The 17,546-nt window shown below is 72.4% G+C and carries 13 protein-coding genes; 10 read left to right on the forward strand and 3 right to left on the reverse strand.

The window, feature by feature from the left end:
* The first annotated feature begins 3 nt into the window (after positions 1 to 3).
* The 4 genes from ACIGHB_RS09410 to ACIGHB_RS09425 all read left to right on the forward strand — a co-directional run bounded on the left by ACIGHB_RS09410 (position 4) and on the right by ACIGHB_RS09425 (position 7,268).
* Entirely contained in the window at positions 4 to 2,199 is a 2,196-nt protein-coding gene (locus ACIGHB_RS09410) for an ABC transporter permease (protein ID WP_399911043.1), read from the forward strand.
* Between the two features lie 113 nt (positions 2,200 to 2,312).
* Positions 2,313 to 4,265, forward strand: coding sequence for an FUSC family protein (locus tag ACIGHB_RS09415; RefSeq protein WP_399911045.1), 1,953 nt, complete (start codon positions 2,313 to 2,315; stop codon positions 4,263 to 4,265).
* A gap of 466 nt (positions 4,266 to 4,731) precedes the next feature.
* Positions 4,732 to 6,204 carry an APC family permease gene (locus ACIGHB_RS09420; protein ID WP_360318081.1) on the forward strand — a complete coding sequence of 491 codons (1,473 nt, stop codon included), beginning with the start codon at positions 4,732 to 4,734 and terminating at the stop codon, positions 6,202 to 6,204.
* 74 nt (positions 6,205 to 6,278) lie between these two features.
* Positions 6,279 to 7,268, forward strand: coding sequence for a hypothetical protein (locus ACIGHB_RS09425; protein WP_360318079.1), 990 nt, complete (start codon positions 6,279 to 6,281; stop codon positions 7,266 to 7,268).
* Positions 7,269 to 7,308: 40 nt separating this feature from the next.
* On the opposite strand, the gene ACIGHB_RS09430 is transcribed toward ACIGHB_RS09425, so the two are convergent.
* The gene (locus ACIGHB_RS09430; protein ID WP_399911049.1) at positions 7,309 to 9,375 is read right to left on the reverse strand and encodes a PhoX family protein; all 2,067 of its coding nucleotides are present in this window, start codon (positions 9,373 to 9,375) and stop codon (positions 7,309 to 7,311) included.
* Between the two features lie 252 nt (positions 9,376 to 9,627).
* On the opposite strand from ACIGHB_RS09430, the gene ACIGHB_RS09435 reads away from it, so the two are divergent.
* Positions 9,628 to 11,637, forward strand: a complete 2,010-nt coding sequence (locus ACIGHB_RS09435) for a VWA domain-containing protein (RefSeq protein ID WP_399911052.1) — start codon at positions 9,628 to 9,630, stop codon at positions 11,635 to 11,637.
* A gap of 84 nt (positions 11,638 to 11,721) precedes the next feature.
* The gene (gene metG, locus ACIGHB_RS09440; protein ID WP_399911055.1) at positions 11,722 to 13,326 is read left to right on the forward strand and encodes a methionine--tRNA ligase; all 1,605 of its coding nucleotides are present in this window, start codon (positions 11,722 to 11,724) and stop codon (positions 13,324 to 13,326) included.
* 59 nt (positions 13,327 to 13,385) lie between these two features.
* Here metG and ACIGHB_RS09445 read toward each other — a convergent pair whose 3' ends face one another.
* Positions 13,386 to 13,724 carry a DoxX family protein gene (locus tag ACIGHB_RS09445; RefSeq protein WP_360318070.1) on the reverse strand — a complete coding sequence of 113 codons (339 nt, stop codon included), beginning with the start codon at positions 13,722 to 13,724 and terminating at the stop codon, positions 13,386 to 13,388.
* Between the two features lie 159 nt (positions 13,725 to 13,883).
* Here ACIGHB_RS09445 and ACIGHB_RS09450 point away from each other — a divergent pair, with 159 nt between their 5' ends.
* The 4 genes from ACIGHB_RS09450 (at position 13,884) to ACIGHB_RS09465 (ending at position 15,560) form a co-directional block, all read left to right on the forward strand.
* Entirely contained in the window at positions 13,884 to 14,393 is a 510-nt protein-coding gene (locus ACIGHB_RS09450) for a hypothetical protein (protein ID WP_399911057.1), read from the forward strand.
* A gap of 64 nt (positions 14,394 to 14,457) precedes the next feature.
* On the forward strand, positions 14,458 to 14,631 hold the full coding sequence (locus ACIGHB_RS09455) for a hypothetical protein (RefSeq protein ID WP_399911060.1): 174 nt from the start codon (positions 14,458 to 14,460) through the stop codon (positions 14,629 to 14,631).
* Between the two features lie 32 nt (positions 14,632 to 14,663).
* Positions 14,664 to 15,053 carry a hypothetical protein gene (locus ACIGHB_RS09460; protein ID WP_399911062.1) on the forward strand — a complete coding sequence of 130 codons (390 nt, stop codon included), beginning with the start codon at positions 14,664 to 14,666 and terminating at the stop codon, positions 15,051 to 15,053.
* 3 nt (positions 15,054 to 15,056) lie between these two features.
* On the forward strand, positions 15,057 to 15,560 hold the full coding sequence (locus ACIGHB_RS09465) for a GNAT family N-acetyltransferase (protein WP_399911065.1): 504 nt from the start codon (positions 15,057 to 15,059) through the stop codon (positions 15,558 to 15,560).
* Between the two features lie 54 nt (positions 15,561 to 15,614).
* Here ACIGHB_RS09465 and aspS read toward each other — a convergent pair whose 3' ends face one another.
* Positions 15,615 to 17,432 (reverse strand): aspartate--tRNA ligase, encoded by a 1,818-nt coding sequence (gene aspS / locus ACIGHB_RS09470; RefSeq protein WP_399911068.1) that lies wholly within the window; start codon positions 17,430 to 17,432, stop codon positions 15,615 to 15,617.
* Between the last annotated feature and the right edge of the window lie 114 nt (positions 17,433 to 17,546).

The raw sequence follows: 17,546 nt of genomic DNA on the forward strand, positions 1-17,546 counted from the left end.
GGGGTGAGCCGGCACCTGATCCGGATCGGGCGGGCGGCCGGTTCGCGAGCGGAGGCCGGGCGCATCCGGTTCGTGGCCCTGGTGGCGGCGACGTTCGTGCTGGCCATCGGGTTCGCATCCTTGGTCGCCACCCACGCGACGTACCAGGGCCAGGATCTCCGGGGCCTCGCCCGAGGGCCGGTGCTGCAGGAGGACCGGCCCGACCGGCCCGCGCGGGCGCTGTGGGGAAGCACCAACGACTCCGTGCGTGGCAGCGGCGTCTTCTCGGTGATCTTCATCGCGCCCCTGACCGATGACGCCCCTCTGCCGCCGGGGCTTTCACGATGGCCTGGTCCCGGCGAAGCGGTTCTCTCCCCGGGCCTCCTGGCCAAGGGGGCCGACGACGGAATCGGGCAACGCTACGGCCGGGTGGTCGGAGAGGTCGCCCGGGACGGCTTGCAGTCCCCTGACGAGCTGCTGGCCTACGTCCGTCCGCGCACCGGGCTGACTCCCGCCAACGCCGCCCCGATCGTGGGGTACGGACCGGACCAGGGGTATGTCTCCCGCGTCGTCGGGCAATCGCGTTACGCGAAGGACGAATGGACGTTCCAGGCCATGCCCGGAGCCCTGCTCCTGCTCCCCGCCGGCGTCCTGCTCGTCGTGGCCGCGCGCTCCGGCGCGCACGGCCGGGACCGGCGTACCGCGCTGGTGGAGGTGCTCGGCGGCACCACCCGCTCCCGGGCGCTGATCGTGCTGGGGGAAGCGTGGACGCCGGTGGCGGTCGGTGGTGCCCTGGCACTGGTCGCCGTCATCGCCTCCTGGACCACCGACCTACGGCTGCCGTGGACCGGGCATGTCCTCAACGCGGCGGACATGAGGGCCTGGTGGTGGGCGCTGCTCCTCTCCGTGGTCGTCGCGGCGGCCGCGGTCCTGCTCGGCACGGTCGGCTCGGACCGGTGGGGCCGGGCCCGGGGCACCGGCAACCGGCCGAGCGGTGCCCGCCGGTCGCCGGTCCGTTGGGCCGTGCTCTGTCCGGTCCTGCTCCTGGTGGCGGTGCGGGGGCCCGACCTCTTCGAACCCGGTTCCGCCCCCTACCTGATGGTCAACTGGGCGGCCGCCGCGGGCACGCTGGCGACCCTGCCGGCGGCGGTCGCGGTCGTCACCGGCCACCTGGGCCGCCAGATGGCCCGAGCGGGCCGACGCCTCGGCAGCCCCGGCCTCCTCGTCGCCGGGCAACGGGCGGCCACCCACCCCGGCCCGGTGGCACGGATGACCGCCGGCGTCGTCGTGGCCCTCGGGCTGCTGATCCAGGTGGTGGCCTGGCAGGGCCAGTTCGGGCAAGCCACCCGTGAGGCCCAGGCCACCGTCCAGCGCATCGGGAGCAGCGCGCTCGTCCTCCAGCCCGGCAAGGGCAGCACGGCACCGCAGATGACGCGGTTCCTGGAGGCACTGCCGCCGGATGTGGAGGCCGTTGCCCTCCTCACCTCTCCGGAGGAGGATTCGCTGACGGTACTCGGCTCGTGCCCGTCGCTCACCGCACTGAGCCTGCCCTGCTCCACGGCCCCGTCCAGACTCCGGGGCGTCCCTGAGGACCCGCGCATGGCGGAGCTGGTCGGATGGTACGGAGTCGGCCGGAAGACCACGGTGCTCGTGCGCCAGGCCGATCCCGTCGACAGCGCCACGGGAGCCGACGCCATCTCCCACACGGTGCTGGTCTCGCTCGGCCGGCAGGACATACCCGCGAACGACGCCAAGCGCCTCGCCTACGAGGCGTTTCCGCGTGGGGCCGAGGTCCACCCCATCGGCGGCGAGTGGCTCGTCTCGAGCCAGGTGAACACCGACCAGGGCCGCTGGATCGCCCTCTTCGGGCTCTTCGGCATCATGGTGCTCGCCGGCGCCGCGGCGATCACCGGCACGGCGGAGTTCCTGCGCAACGGACGGGCGCTCGCCCCGCTGTCCGTGCTGTCCGGGAACCGGCGCGTGTACGGGGTTACCGCCGCCTGGAGTCTTCTCGTGCCTCTGGCGCTCGCGGGGCTCGCGGGCATCACCGTCGGAACCTGGCTGGCCTTCCCCAAGACGACGGACGGGGCCTCGTACATCTCGGGCGGTCTGCTCGTCGCCTGCGCCGCCGTCGTCGCGGCCCTGGGAGTCGTCGCGTGGGGATGGGCCACGACGGTGTCGGCCCGCCAGGCCGCCGACTGGCGGCCGCGCGGCGAGTGACCGCGCCTCAGATCCCCCGCCGCGCGTGGCGACGCGCGGCGGGGCCCACCGCCGCGACCGCGACGCACGCGAGACGGAGGCTCCCGACACTGACGGCGACGTAACTTGGACGCATGGCACGCCCCGCAGCAGGATCCGTACGCCTCGCTCCGCCCGCGTGGCTGACCGCAGGTCTCCGGCCCGCTCCGGCGCCCATCCCCTGGGCCGCCGTCGCGCGGGCCTCGCTCGCGCTGTCGGCGCCGCTCGCGGTGGGGCTGGCCGTGGGGAAGCCGGCGTACGGGGCGCTCGTGTCGATGGGGGCGCTGTCCGGGGTCATCGGGGACACCGCCGACGCCTACCGGATGCGGGTCTTCAACATCGCCGTCCCGCAGCTGTTCGGCGCGCTCGGGGTGACGCTCGGGACGCTCGTCTTCGGGCAGGGATGGCTCGCGGTGGCCACGCTGACGCTCGTCGCGCTCGTCTCGGGGATGATCTCCTCGATCGGCGCGGTGGCCTCCGCCGCCGGTCTCCTGCTGCTCCTGAACGCCGTGGTCGGCGTCGGCCTGCCGATGCCGGAACCGTGGTGGACGGCGCCGCTGCTGCTCACCGCCGGCGGTCTCGTCGTGCTGGTCCTGACGCTGCTCGGCTGGCCGTTGCGGCGGGCCGCGCCCGAGCGGGCCGCGGTGGCCGCCACGTACCGGACGGTGGCCGACCTGTACGAGGCGGCGGGCTCGGAGGCGTACCAGGAGAAACGGCAGGCGGTCACCGCCTCGCTCAACCAGTCGTACGACCTGATCCTGGCCCGCCGCACCCGCCAGCACGGCCGCACCTCCCACCTGGCCCGGCTGCTCGCCCAGCTCAACGTGCTGGTGCCGCTCCTGGAGGCGGCGCCCGCCGCCGACCTGCGCGTCCGGCTGTACGGCCCGCTGCCGCCCGCCGTCGCCGCCACGATCCGCGCGCTCGCGGACGCGGTCGAGACCGGGCGCGCCGAGCACGCCGAACCGGACCTCCCGCCGTCCACCCGCCCCGCCGAGAAGGCCGTCGAACACGCCCTCCGGCACGCCGCCACCGTCGTCCACGAGGCCGAACCCGACCCCTACAACGTCGACGACCGGCTCGGCCGGCCCGCGTCCCTCACCGTCCGCGCCCGCCGCGCCGCCCGCACGATGCTGCTCTCCGCGCCGTCCTGGCGGTACGGGCTCCGCCTGGCGCTCTGCATCGGCCTCGCCCAGGCCCTGGTGTCGCTGATCTCGGTGCCGCGCTCGTACTGGGTGGCGCTCACCGTCACCTTCGTGATGAAGCCCGACTTCGGCTCGGTCTTCTCGCGGGCCGTCCTGCGCGCCGTCGGCACCTGCCTCGGGCTCGTCTCCGCCGCGCTGGTCCTCGCCGAAGTGCCCCGCGGCTGGTGGGACGTGCCGGTCATGATGGTGCTCGCCGCGCTCATCCCGGCCTTCTCGGCGAAGGGGTACGCCTTCCAGACGGCGGCCATCACCCCCGTCATCCTGCTCCTCTCCGACGCCCTCAACCAGCAGGGCTTCGACCTCGTCCTGCCCCGCCTGTACGACTCCCTCCTCGGCTGCGCCATCGCGCTGATCGCCGGCTACCTGCTGTGGCCGGAGTCCTGGCACAGCCGCATCGGCGACCGGCTCGCCGACGCGGTCGCCGACTCGGCCGCGTACGTGGACCGCGCCTTCGGCGCCGACGCCGACGCCGGGCGGCTGCGGGCCCGCCGCAAGCTGTACCGGGATCTGTCGGCGGTCCGCTCCGAGTTCCAGCGCGCCCTCACCGAGCCCCCGCCGACCGGCACCCGCGCCGCCGCCTGGTGGCCGCTGGCCATCGCCGTCGAACGGATCGTGGACGCCACCACGGCCGCCCGGATCCGGGTCGCGCACGGCGCCGCCCCGCCGGACCCGGAGGAGGTGGCGGCAGTGGCGCGGGAGCTGCGCGAACTGGCGGAGGGACTGCGCGGCACGGACACCCTCTTCGCCGTCCGCACCGAGCTCCCGGGCGACGAGGACGGCGTCCTCGCCCCCCTCCGCCAGGAGGTCCGCGCGGCCCGCGCCATCGCCGGCCCCGAACTGGGCTGACGGCCCCTTCCGGCACGTGCCGGGGAAGCGTCCGGAGGCCGTGCGGGGACGCGCCGGGGACGCGTCCGGAAGCCGTGCGGGGACGCCCCGGGGACGCCGTCCGGAAGCCGTGCGAGGACGCGCCGAGGACGCGTACGGAAGCCGTGCGGGGACGTGTCAAACCCCCTCCGAGACCGTACGCGGGGGCGTGCGGGAGAACTTACCGGCGGTCACGGAACGGAACCCTCCTGCCACCGTTACCGGAATCCACCGGGACGACTACGATGCGCTCGACCGCCCCGCTGTGATCAGCGCCCGCCGCCCGCCCGCGCCCGGGTCCGGCCGGCCAACCGGCTCGCCGAACGGGCCACTCCCCCCTGCCCGCCTCCCCGCCTCCCCCAGCCCCAGCCCCACCTCCCCCCAGCCTCCTCCCCCTCCGTCGTCCGGAACCCCCCACACCCGCTCCCAGGACTCCGAGGACACCGTCATGCGCACGACCACCAGCAGAGGGCTCCAGCCCAATGTCCTCGGCACCTTCGACACGATCGTCATGGCCGTCGCGGGCAGCGCCCCCGCCTACTCGCTCGCCGCGACGACCGCCGTGCTCTTCGGGGCGGTCGGGCTCGCGGGGCCCGCCGCGCTGTTCTACTGCGCGATACCCATGTTCGGCATCGTCCTCGCCTACGCCCGCCTCGGCCGGATCGACGTCAACGCGGGCGCCGGCTACTCGTGGGTGGGCCGCACGCTCCACCCCTTCCTGGGCTTCCTCTCCGGCTGGGCCCTGGTCTTCGCGGCGACCGTGTTCATGGTGGCCGGCTCACTGCCCGCCGGGTCCCTGACCCTCGCCCTCTTCGACGCGGACCTCGCCACCTCCACGCCCCTCGCGGCCGGCGTCGGAGCCTGCTGGTTCCTGCTGATGCTCGGCGTCGTGCTGGGCGGCGCCCGGCTCACCGTACGCGCCCAACTCCTCATGTCCGGGATCGAGATGGCGATCCTGCTGGCCTTCGTCCTCGCGGCCGTCGCCCACCGCGGCCGAGCGGTCGCCTTCGACTGGTCCTGGTTCGGCCTCGGCCACTTCCACGGGCCGGAGGGCTTCGCGGCGGGCGCGCTGATCGCCGCGTTCTACTACTGGGGCTGGGACGTCACCAGCAACCTCAGCGAGGAGACCCGGAACAGCCGCCGGACCGCCGGGCTCGCCGCGCTGGTCGGCGTCGGCTTCGTCTTCCTCCTCTTCGTGGCGTTCACCGTCGCCGTGAACGTGCTGCTGCCCGCCGACCGGATCCTCACCGCGGGCCCCAACGTCCTCGCCGTCCTCGGCCAGGAGATCTGGCCGGGCGTCGGCGGCAAACTGCTCGTCGTCGCCGTGATCCTGTCCACCGTCGCCACCCTGGAGACGACCCTGCTCCAGGTGACCCGCTCCCTCTTCGCGATGGGCCGCGACCGGACCCTGCCCGCCGCCCTCGGCCGGGTCCACCCCCGCTGGAACACCCCGTGGGTCGCGGTCGCCGCCGTCGGCGCCGCCGCCCTCGTCCTCTTCGCCGCCGCGGCCTCCGCCGGCTCCGTGCAGCGGATCCTGCGGGACGCGGTCTCCGCCATCGGCCTCCAGATCGCCTTCTACTACGGCCTGGCGGGCATCGCCGCCGTCGTCGCCTACAAGTCGCTGCTGCTGCGCTCCGCGAAGAACCTGCTGCTGGGCGGGGTGTGGCCGCTGCTCGGCTCCGCGTTCATGCTGTGGGCGTTCGTCGAGTCGCTGGGCGAGCTGTCCACCACCGCCCTCACCATCGGCCTCGGCGGGCTCGCCGCCGGACTCGTCCCCATGGCCGTGTACTGGCGCAAGGGCAGCGACTACTACCGGCCCGCCCGCCTGGACGCCTCCCGCGCCCTCGCCGCCGCCGGCGAGTCCGCCCCCGCCTCCCCGGACACCCGCCTGCGGGACAAGAGTTACGCCACGGACTTCTGAAGAACGACGCATTACCGACCAACCAAGGGTTCCTGCCCCTCCCTCATCAGAAGTACCGACCGAAGGAGGTCCTCATGGGCGTACGCCGACGCGCCCTCAGACGGTCCCGCGCGGAGCGGTTCACTCCCGATTTCGACCCGGACTTCGGTGACCGCGCGCTGACGGAGGCCCGCCACGACATCGTGATCGGCCGCTGGCAGGGCGTACGGGACCTGATCGCCGCGACCGGGAACGACTGGGCCCGCCGCACCCACCGGATCCGGCTCCTCTCGCACGCCGCCGCCGGCAGCTCCACCGTCGAGACGTGGCGGGCCGCCGAGCCCCGCAGCGCCGACGCGGCGGTGCTGCGGGCCGCGACCGAGGTGGTACGGGTCTTCGACGCGGCCATCGCGGCCGGCCGGGGCGCCGCCGTGGACCGGACCCGGCTCGACACGGCCGTGGACGCCTGCCGCGCCGCGGCGGACGCCGCCCCCGCCGACCCCATGCCGTGGGTGTCGCTGCTGTCCGTGGCCCGCCTGTACGAGGGCGGGGTACCGCGCCGCGAACTGCGGTACTGGTTCGACGAACTGCGCCGCCGCGACCCGTACAACACCGAGGGCCACGTGCAGGTCCTGCGCTATCTGTCGGCGCGCTGGCACGGCACCCACGGCTCGATGTACGACTTCGCGCGGGACGCGGCGGGCGTGGCACCGCCCGGGTCCGCGCTGCCGGTCCTGGTGCAGGTGGCGCGGGTGGAGGAGTACCGCTACATCGCGGACGGGGCGCTGGGCCGCGGCCCGGTGCGCGGCTTCGACCAGCACTGGAAGCACGAGCTCGCGGTGACCGAGCTGCGCCGCACCTACGACCGCTGGATCGGCGGCCGGGACCGCTCGCGCCCGGTCGCCCCGGAAGAGGTCGGCGACCTCAACTTCCTCGCCCACGCCGCCTGTTACGCGGGGCAGGTGGAACCGGCGCGGGAGCTCCTCGGCATGCTCGGCAGACACGCGGCGTGGGTGCCGTGGGCCTACACGGGCGAGCCGGAGGAGCAGTTCGTGCGCTTCCGGGAGGGCCTGGGGGTCGGCTGACCACCCCCAGGCGCTCCAGAAACTCCGGAGCCGGCTTCGGTCAGACGCCGATGTCGCGGCCGTCGTTGCGCCAGACGGCGACGACGGACGGGCGGACGATCTTGCCGGGGCCGTCGGGCCAGGCGGAGGCCGGGTTCTCGACGGTGGCGCCGTCGAGCTCGCCCGGGTGCTGCACGGCGACGAGGACGCGGCGGTCCTGGATGATCGGACCGCAGGTCTCGGCGCCCCTGGGGACGGTGAGGAACTGCTTCAGCTCGCCCCGGCGCTCGCCCTGCGTCGCGACGCCGAAGAGGCCGTCGTGGGTGCCCAGCGCGTTGCCGTCGGTGGAGATCCACAGGTTGCCGTGCGGGTCGAAGGCCACGTTGTCCGGGCAGGAGATCGGGGAGACCTTCTCCTTCGGGTACCCGGCGAAGTAGGTGGCCGGGTCGTTCGGGTCGCCGGCGACGAGGAAGAGACGCCAGGCGAAGCCGTCCGAGGACGGGTCGTCCCAGTGCTCGGCGAGCTCCAGGATCTGCCCGTGCTTGTTGAGGTTGCGCGGGTTGGCCTCGTCGGCGCCCGGGTTGGTGCCCTTGCCACGGTTGGTGTTGTTCGTCAGGGCGACGTACACGCGGCCGGAGCGCGGCGACGGCTCGACGTCCTCGGGGCGGTCCATCTTCGTCGCGCCGACCTTGTCGCCGGCGAGGCGCGTGAAGACGAAGACCTCCTCGGCGGTCATGCCGGGCACGTGCGAGACGGCGCCGTCACGGCCGGCCGTGGCCAGCGGGATCCAGGTGCCGGAGCCGTCGAACTCGCCGTCGTTCGGGAGCTTGCCGGTGCCGTCGATCCCGGCGGCCGGGGAGTCGCCGGTCAGCTTGGCGACGTACAGCGTGCCCTCGTCGAGCAGGGTGAGGTTGTGGGCGCGGGCCCGCCGGGAGTCGCCCTTCATCATCCGCTTCGAGGAGACGAACTTGTAGAAGTAGTCGAACCGCTCGTCGTCGCCCATGTAGACGACCGGACGGCCGTCGCGGGTCAGACGCGGCTGCGCGGCCTCGTGCTTGAACCGGCCGAGCGCGGTCCGCTTGCGGGGCGTGGACTCCGGGTCGTACGGGTCGAGCTCGACGACCCAGCCGAAGCGGTGGATCTCGTTCGGCTCCTGCGCCAGGTCGAAGCGCTTGTCGAACCGCTCCCACTTGCGCTCGGAGGCGCCGGTGCCGACGCCGTACCGCTTGTCCGTGTCGGACGAGCCGTTGGCGAAGTACTGGTTGAAGTTCTCCTCGCCGTGGAGGGTGGTGCCCCACGGGGTGGTGCCGCCCGCGCAGTTGTTGAGCGTGCCGAGGACCGTACGGCCGGCCGGGTCGGCGGAGGTCCGCACCAGCGCGGAACCGGCGGCCGGTCCGGTCAGCTCGAACTCGCTGGTGGTGTGGAGGCGGCGGTTCAGGTAGTGGCGGGAGACCGGGGTGAGCTTGCCGGTCCGGCGCTCCTCCTGCACCACGACGACGGAGAGGCCGTGCGCGGCCCACGCTATCTCCACCTGCTCGCGGGTCGGGTTCGCGGCGTCGTACCCGCGGAACATCAACTGCTCATCGGTGTACTCGTGGTTGGCGACCATCACCTGCCGCCCGTACTCCCGGCGCAGCGGCAGCAGGGAGAGGAAGTCGTTGTTGTAACCGAACTGGCCGGCCTGCGCCTTGGCCGTCTGCTTCTCGGCGTCGAAGGCGGGCGCGCCGCGGAGGATCGGCTCGCCCCAGCGGATGACGACGTTCTGCCCGTACCCGGACGGGACGGTGACCTGGTCGGCCGTGTTCGGCGCGACGGGCGCGAAGCGGAGGCCGCGGGCGCCGTCGGCCTGGGGCGTGGGGCGGGGCCAGTGCCCGCCGTGGGCCTGCGCCTCCGGCGCGCCCGCGACCACCAGCGAACCGCCGGCGGCGGAGGCCACGGTCACGACGGCGGCGGCCCGCAGCGCGGAACGGCGCGACAGGACCCCGGCTATGACGTCGCCGACGTATTCGTTGTCGCTGGAGTTCGGCACCTCCTGGAAGCAGGCGTCACCGCAACGGAACCGGCAGGTGAGCGCGGAACGACCGCCCCCGTGGGAGTGGGAGCCGAGCATCGGCAGCAGCTTGCGCACTTCGTCCTCCTCCGGCGCAGCACTGCGCCGACATGGTGTCGGGAATCCATTCGGCCGTGACGGTATGTGTGCACATCTGCACGCGGGCGGCGGTGGAATGAACGCCGGATGAATGAGCGGCAACTGTGACCGACGGGGTCCCGGGAAGCGGAGGACGCGGCCGCTAACCTTACGTGTCCGCCCTGGCCAGGGATGAAGGACGCATACCGCATCCAACTCATGCGAAAGGGTTCGCCCATGGGTATTCGGAGCTTGCTGCGCAAGGTATTCGGCCGCGACCGCGAAGATCCCGCGACCCCTTCCGTCCCGCCCCAGTCCCGCGAGCCCGGAGACGCGCCCGCGCTCCCGCCCGCGCAGGACCGGACCCCGGACCCGGCGCCCGCCGCCACCCCGGAGCCCGCGCCCTCGGAAACTCCGACCAAGTCGGCCCCCACGGCGGAGACTCCCACCGCGGAGACCCCTCACGCGGAGACGCCTCTCGCGGAGGTCCCCGCCACGAGGTCCCCCCTGCCGGAGGCTCCCGAGGACGCCGCCCGCAAGGCCGCCGACGACCTGGTGGCCGCGGCCTTCGACAACCCCCAGATCCCCAAGGCCCGCACGTCCACCGCGAAGCCGACACCCGCGACGGAACTCGCGGAGCCGGCCGCCGAGGCCGTCGAGACGGCACCGAAGGCCGTCGCCGAGGCCGTCGAGACGGAGGCCCTTCCGGACACGGACGCCGTGAAGCCGGAGGCGGAGACCGAGCCGCCCGCCGCAGCGGAGCCGGTACCGGCGACCACCGTCGCAGCCGAAACGGAGCCGTCCGAGCCCGCCCCTTCGGCGGAGGCCGAGACGCCCGTCGCCGCGGAAGCGGAGCCGGGCACCGATGCGGCGCCGGAAGCGGCCACGACCGCCGAAGCGGAACCGCGGGCGACCACCGTCGAGGCCGTCCCCGCTGAGGCGGAGCCGAAGGCGGAGCCGAAGGCGGACGCCACGGACGAGACCGCCCAGGCGGAGCCGGCGGCCGTCGTCCCGGACGAGACCGCCCCCGCCTCCCCCACCGTCGCCGCCGTCCCCGCCGACCCGGCCGAGGCGCAGCCGGAGGTCGAGACCGTCGAGGCCGCGCCGGAGGCGCGGACCGAGGCGGCCACCGACACGGTGGCGGAGGAGGCCGCCGAGGCGGACGCCATCACCCCGAGCGAGGACACCTCCCCCGAGGCGGAGGCGGAGGCCGAGGCCGGTACGGACGCGCCGGAGGCGGCCACGGAGGCGCAGCCGGCGGCCGCGTCCGACGCAGGAGCGCCGGAAGCCGGCGCCACCGCCGAGGCGGAGTCCGAGACGACGGCCGAAGCCGCCGTCGCCGAGACCGCCGAGGCGGAGCCGACGGCCGTCGCCGCCGACGAGACCGTCCCCGCCGCCCCGGGCGCCGCGCCCGCCGTACCGGTCGAGCCTGAGCCGGTGGCGGTCGTCCCGGCCCAGGCGGAGCCGGAGGCGGTCGTCGCGGACGCGGCGGAGCCGGAGACCGTGGCGGAGGACGGGACGACGGCGGGAGCCGTCGCCGTCGCGACCGCCCCGACCGTCCTGGCGGGCGAGGCCACCCTCTCCGAGGCCACGGGCCGCAAGACCGCCGCTGTCTCGCTCGCGCGGGTCAAGAGCGCCGCGCCGCAGCTCGCGGAGGCGTACAAGGCCGCGGGTGCCGTGCTGCGGAAGGAGGGTCTCGAAGGGGCCCGGGCCCGGGTGTACCTGGTGGTCGACCGGTCCGGGTCGATGCGCGGGTACTTCAAGGACGGCTCCGTGCAGCGCCTCGCCGAGCAGGCCGTCGCGCTCGCCGCGCACCTGGACGAGGAGGCGACGGTGACCACCGTCTTCTTCTCGACCGACATCGACGGGGTCGTCGACCTCACGCCCGCCGACCTCACCCCCACCCGCGTCGAGGAGATCAACGCCGGTCTCGGCCGCCTCGGACGGACGAACTACCACCGTGCCGTCGAGGAGGTCCTGGCCCACCACGAGAAGGCGGACCCGGACCGCCCGGCGCTGGTGATCTTCCAGACGGACGGTCCCCCCGAGTCCCGTACCGCCGCGACGCAGGCCCTCGCGGAGGCGGCCGGCCGACCGGTGCACTGGCGGTTCACCGCCTGGGGCGAGGAGGACGGCAAGGGCTTCGACTACCTGCGGAAGCTCACCGCGGACCGTACGGCCACGCACTTCGCGGGTCCGGCGCCGGTCGAGACCCCGCACGCGGAGTTCTACCGGGGCGTCGTCACCGGCCTCTCCCTGTAGCCCCGCCGGAGGCCCCCGCACCGCCCCCTGCTCTCGCCGCTCTCGATGTGAGTGGATCTTCGTACGCCCGTTAGGATTTCGACCATGGCGGCCACTGGATCCGAGAAGCAGGGGGCGAAGGCGTTCTACGTCACGACCCCCATCTACTACGTCAACGACGCTCCTCACCTGGGCCACGCCTACACGACCGTCGCAGGCGACGTGCTCACGCGCTGGCACCGTCAGCGCGGCGAGAAGGTGTGGTTCCTCACCGGCACGGACGAGCACGGTCAGAAGATCATGCGCACGGCCGAGGCGAACGACGTCACGCCCCAGGCATGGTGCGACAAGCTCGTCGAGGAGGCGTGGAAGCCCCTCTGGGAGCACCTGGACATCGCGAACGACGACTTCATCCGCACCACGCAAAAGCGTCACACGGACCGCGTCCAGGAGTTCGTGCAGGACCTGTACGACAAGGACGAGATCTACAAGGGCGGCTACGAGGGCCCGTACTGCGTCGGCTGTGAGGAGTTCAAGCTCCCGGGCGATCTCATCGAGGCGGAGGACGGCACGAAGCTGTGCCCCGTCCACAAGAAGCCGGTGGAGATCCTCAAGGAGGAGAACTACTTCTTCAAGCTGAGCGAGTACGGCCCGAAGCTGCTGGAGTTCTACGAGGCGAACCCGGGCTTCATCCAGCCGGAGTCCGCCCGCAACGAGGTCGTGAACTTCGTCAAGCAGGGCCTTGAGGACCTCTCCATCTCGCGCTCGACCTTCGACTGGGGCATCCCGGTCCCGTGGGACAGCGAGCACGTGATCTACGTGTGGATCGACGCGCTGCTGAACTACGCGACGGCGGTCGGCTACAACGAGAACCCGGAGAAGTTCGACGAGACCTTCCCCGCGAACGTCCACCTGATCGGCAAGGACATCCTCCGCTTCCACGCGGTGATCTGGCCGGCGATGCTGATGGCGCAGGGCCTCCCGGTGCCGGGCAAGGTCGCGGCCAACGGCTGGCTGATGGTCGGCGGCGAGAAGATGTCGAAGTCGAACCTGACCGGCATCAAGCCGCAGGACCTGACCTCGCACTTCGGCGTGGACGCGTACCGCTGGTACTTCCTCCGCGCGATCGCGTTCGGCCAGGACGGCTCGTTCTCGTGGGAGGACTTCTCCGCCCGCTACACCTCCGAGCTGGCCAACGACTACGGCAACCTCGCCTCCCGCGTGGCGGCGATGGTCGGCAAGTACTTCGGCGGCGAGCTGCCGGCGTCGGCGGCCGACGGCGACGCCGAGAAGGCGGTCCAGGAGGGTCTGGCGAAGGCCGTCGCGACGGCCGACGCGAAGATCGGCGAGGAGCTGGACTTCCAGGGCGGCATCCTGGCGGTCTTCGACTTCGTGAAGCAGGTCAACGGCTACATCACGGAGCAGGAGCCGTGGAAGGTCGCGAAGGACGAGTCGGAGGAGGGCCGGGCCCGCCTGGCGACGATCCTCTACACGGCCGCCGAGTCCCTCCGCGCCGCCGCCGTCCTCCTCAACCCGATCATGCCGGAGTCGTCCCAGAAGCTGTGGGACTCGCTCGGCGCCGAGCCCGCGCTGGGCGCCCTGGCCGCGCAGCCGGTGCAGGACGCGGCCCGCTGGGGTCAGCTCCCGGCCGGTGCGACGGTGACGAAGGGCGCGGTGCTCTTCCCGCGCCTGGAGGAGAAGAGGGACTGACGTCCGCACGTACGCAGTGAAGGCCGCCGCCCCGCCGGGGACGGCGGCCTTCGCGCTCCTCAGACCAGGGCGAGCGCGGCGGCCGCCGGGGCCATGTAGAGCAGCGGGAAGGCCACGTGCCCGTACGCCTTCGCCCGTACGACGGTGATCACCGCGCCCGCGAAGTACAGCACCAGACCGATCGCCGCGAGGGTCCCGACCACGGGCACCCAGAACCCCGCGACGAGCCCCGCGGCCCCCGCCAGCTTGAGCACCCCGAGCCCGTTCCACCACGAGCGGGGCACCCCGTACGCGGCAAGCGGCTCCACGACGAACTTCGCCCTCACGAGCACCGAGGCGCCCGAGAAACCCGCCATGAAGGCGGCGACGGCGGTGACGACGGTAGCGGTGACGGACATCGGGACTCCTCCGGTCATGGCCCCTTGCAGAGGCCGTACACCGGGGTGACGGAGCGAACGGCGAAAGTGTGACGGCGGCTCGGCCGCCACCGAAGTCGAACTCAAGATCCATGTAAACAAAAGTTCCCACGGCCAGGTCTCGTAAACTACAGTTGTCTCATGACGTTCGCTGAGCAGCTTCCCCCCGAAGACCTGACCACCCTCGAATCCGCCCTCTACGACGCCCTGCACCCCCTCGCCGCGGCCCTCCGCGCCCACACGACCGGCCGGCCCGAAGAGCACATGTGGCACGGCGAGCCGGTGGACATCGCGCTCTCCGTCCTCGCCGCCTGGAAGGTGGTCGACCAGGAGGTCAAGCGCCTGACCGCCGTCGCGGCCGGCACCGCCGGCTCCTACGGCGCGAGCTACGAGCAGCTCGGCGCCGTCTGGGGCATCACCCGCCAGGGCGCCCGCAAGAAGTGGCCGGACGCGGTCCCCCGCCCCACCCCCGGCGCCACCACCCTCACCCTCTTCGGCGGCCACGCGGAACTCACCCCCTCCGCCGACACCTGGACCTGGACAGCCACGGCCGCCGACGGCACCAGAAGCGACAAGGCCGCCGCCCCCACGAAAGAGGAAGCAGCAGCCCTGGCGGGCGCGTTCCTGAAAGACCACGCCCCTGACAGCTGAGCCGAAGGACTTGTCAGTGATCTGGTGCCCGAGATGTGAGCAAGGCTGGGTGGTTGAGTGTCGCGTGATCGACACCGATTCCATCCTCACGATCTGCGAAGAGTGCGACACCGTATGGATGGACGGGAAACCTTCCGGCAAGCCCCCCTTCGTCATCCTCGACGAGTACATGGAGAGCTTCGAAAAGACGCCTCTCTGGTCTCACCTTGAGCGCCTGGAAAGAGGATCGAAGAATTGATGACGGGTCTGCCAAGGAGGACCGCGAAGGAGATGACTGACCGGTTTGACCTGGCATGTGAGGCGCTCGGTTGCTTGGGGCCCTTGCAGTGGATTCGACTGAGCGGAGGTCGGCATCCGCAATACGGCTACCAGCAGGTGCCATTTCTTGGGTGGAGGTTCGCCGAACCTGACGAGGACAAGCTCCGTGCTGTCGAGGGCGCCGTGACGGCGACTCACACGTGCCTCGAATGGCTCATCAATTCGTCACGAAGAAACTGGCTGCTCGCTCCGTCACGCCTTCTGGACGGAACCGACGAATCCGCGGCCTCTCCCCAGTTCGATGACCGCGTGAACCAGTTGATGCGCGATCAGGACTTCTGCGCTGTGGCCCTCGCGAACCTCGATGCGATACTCCGGACACTGCGCGAACTGGGGAGTTGAGGAATGCCGGGCGACATCCGCGCCGAAGTGATCCGGGCCGAGCGGCTGGAGCTTCTGCCCTTGGACGTCTCGCACGCCGAGGAGATGGCGAAGGTGCTGGGGGATCCGGCCCTTCACGCGTTCATCGGGGGCGAGCCGGAGAGCCTTGAGGAGTTGCGGGCGCGGTACGTGCGGTGGGCGGCCGGGGCGCCGGAGCCCGGGACCATCTGGTGCAACTGGGTGATCCGCTCCCCTGAGGAGGCGCGGCTCGTCGGGACCGTGCAGGCGACCGTCATCGGGGACAGCGCCGAGGTCGCCTGGGTCGTCGGGACGGGCTGGCAGGGGCGCGGGTACGCCTCCGAGGCCGCTCGGGCGCTCGTCGGGTGGCTGCGGGAGCGGGGCCGTACCGTCGTCGCGCACGTGCACCCCGAGCACGCCGCCTCCGCCGCCGTCGCCCGCGCCGCCGGGCTCGTACCGACCGGGGAGGTGCACGACGGCGAGGTGCGGTGGGAGTCCGGCGGTGCATGACGAAGGGCCCGGGATCCGCGTGACGTGGATCCCGGGCCCTCGTGCGGAGGCCGCTTAGCGGGACGCGTCCGGGTGGACCGAGTCCGTCACCGGGCGGTCGTCGGTGGGCTTCTTCTCGACCGGCTTGCGGAGCTGGATGTTCAGTTCGCGCAGGCGGGTCTCGTCGAGCTCCGTGGGGGCGCCCATCATGAGGTCCTGCGCGTTGCCGTTCAGCGGGAACGCGATGGTCTCGCGGATGTTGGGCTCGTCGGCGAGGAGCATGACGATGCGGTCGACGCCGGGGGCGATGCCGCCGTGCGGCGGGGCGCCGTACTGGAAGGCGCGGAGCATGCCGGCGAACTCGGTCTCGACGGTCTCGCGGCTGTAGCCGGCGATCTCGAACGCCTTGAACATGATCTCGGGCTCGTGGTTCCGGATGGCGCCGGAGGAGAGCTCGATGCCGTTGCAGACGATGTCGTACTGCCAGCCGAGGATGTCCAGCGGGTCCTTCGTCTCCAGCGCCTCAAGGCCGCCCTGCGGCATGGAGAAGGGGTTGTGCGAGAAGTCGATCTTGCCGGTCTCCTCGTCCTTCTCGTACATCGGGAAGTCGACGATCCACGCGAAGCGGAAGACGTTCTCCTCGAACTGGCCGGCGCGCTTGGCGGCCTCGACCCGGACGGGGCCCATGATCTTGGAGACCTCGTCGAACTCGCCGGCGCCGAAGAAGACGGCGTGGCCGGGCTTCAGGCCGAGGCGCTCGGTGAGGACCTTGACGTTCTCCTCGGTGAGGAACTTGGCGATGGGGCCGGTGAGGGCGTTCTCCTCGCCGACGCGGACCCAGGCCAGGCCCTTCGCGCCGAGGGAGACGGCGAAGTCGCCGAGGCCGTCGAAGAACTTGCGCGGCTGGTCGCCGGTGTCCGGGACGGCGAGCGCGCGGACGTGCTTGCCGGCGAACGCCTTGAACTCCGACGCCTCGAACACGTCGGTGATGTCGACGAGTTCCAGCGAAGTGCGCAGGTCCGGCTTGTCGTTGCCGTACTTGAGCATCGACTCGCGGAACGGGATCCGCGGGAAGGGGGAGGTGACGTGGCGGCCGCCGCCGAACTCCTCGAAGAGCTCCGTCATGAGCTTCTCGATCGGCTGGAAGACGTCCTCCTGCTCGACGAAGCTCATCTCGACGTCGAGCTGGTAGAACTCGCCGGGCGAGCGGTCGGCGCGGGCGTCCTCGTCGCGGAAGCAGGGCGCGATCTGGAAGTAGCGGTCGAAGCCCGAGATCATGAACAGCTGCTTGAACTGCTGCGGGGCCTGCGGGAGCGCGTAGAACTTGCCCGGGTTGAGGCGGGACGGGACGACGAAGTCACGGGCGCCCTCGGGGGAGGTCGCGGTGAGGATCGGGGTCGCCATCTCGTTGAAGCCGAGGGCCACCATCTTGGAGCGGATGGCGGCGATGACGGCGGAGCGCAGCATGATGTTGCGGTGCATGCGCTCGCGGCGCAGGTCGAGGAAGCGGTACTCCAGGCGCCGCTCCTCGTTGACGCCGTCGTCGGCGTTGATGGTGAAGGGGATCTGCTTGGCGGCGCCGAGGACCTCGACCGCGCCGACCTCGACCTCGACCTCGCCGGTGGGCAGCTCGGGGTTGACGTTGTCCGCGCCGCGCGAGACGACCTTGCCGTCGACGCGGACGACGGACTCCTTCGTCAGCTTGTCGAGGGCCTCGTAGGCGTCGGTGCCGGGGCGGGCGACGAGCTGCGTGATGCCGTAGTGGTCGCGCAGATCGATGAAGAGGATGCCGCCCAGGTCGCGCCGATTGTGCAGCCAGCCGCTCAGCCGGACGTCGGTGCCGACGTCAGAGGCGCGGAGCTCGCCGCAGGTGTGGGACCTGTACCGATGCATCGTCGTTCATCCAGTCTTCGGGATCGTGGTGTGATTCCTGACCGCGCCGGGGGCGGAGCCGGAGGGCAGAGCCGGTGGGCGGAGCCGGAGGGCGGAGTCAGGGCGCACCCAGCC

The sequence above is a fragment of the Streptomyces sp. NPDC085460 genome (assembly GCF_044541975.1).
Classification (GTDB): domain Bacteria; phylum Actinomycetota; class Actinomycetes; order Streptomycetales; family Streptomycetaceae; genus Streptomyces.

Excerpts from the sequence above, each read along its gene's own strand:
- ACIGHB_RS09460 (WP_399911062.1), top strand. The coding sequence starts at position 14,664 with ATGACTGACCGGTTTGACCTGGCATGTGAGGCGCTCGGTTGCTTGGGG.
- ACIGHB_RS09450 (WP_399911057.1), top strand. The coding sequence starts at position 13,884 with ATGACGTTCGCTGAGCAGCTTCCCCCCGAAGACCTGACCACCCTCGAA.
- metG (WP_399911055.1), top strand. The coding sequence starts at position 11,722 with ATGGCGGCCACTGGATCCGAGAAGCAGGGGGCGAAGGCGTTCTACGTC.
- ACIGHB_RS09420 (WP_360318081.1), top strand. The coding sequence starts at position 4,732 with ATGCGCACGACCACCAGCAGAGGGCTCCAGCCCAATGTCCTCGGCACC.
- ACIGHB_RS09415 (WP_399911045.1), top strand. The coding sequence starts at position 2,313 with ATGGCACGCCCCGCAGCAGGATCCGTACGCCTCGCTCCGCCCGCGTGG.
- ACIGHB_RS09465 (WP_399911065.1), top strand. The coding sequence starts at position 15,057 with ATGCCGGGCGACATCCGCGCCGAAGTGATCCGGGCCGAGCGGCTGGAG.
- ACIGHB_RS09445 (WP_360318070.1), bottom strand. The coding sequence starts at position 13,724 with ATGTCCGTCACCGCTACCGTCGTCACCGCCGTCGCCGCCTTCATGGCG.
- ACIGHB_RS09425 (WP_360318079.1), top strand. The coding sequence starts at position 6,279 with ATGGGCGTACGCCGACGCGCCCTCAGACGGTCCCGCGCGGAGCGGTTC.
- aspS (WP_399911068.1), bottom strand. The coding sequence starts at position 17,432 with ATGCATCGGTACAGGTCCCACACCTGCGGCGAGCTCCGCGCCTCTGAC.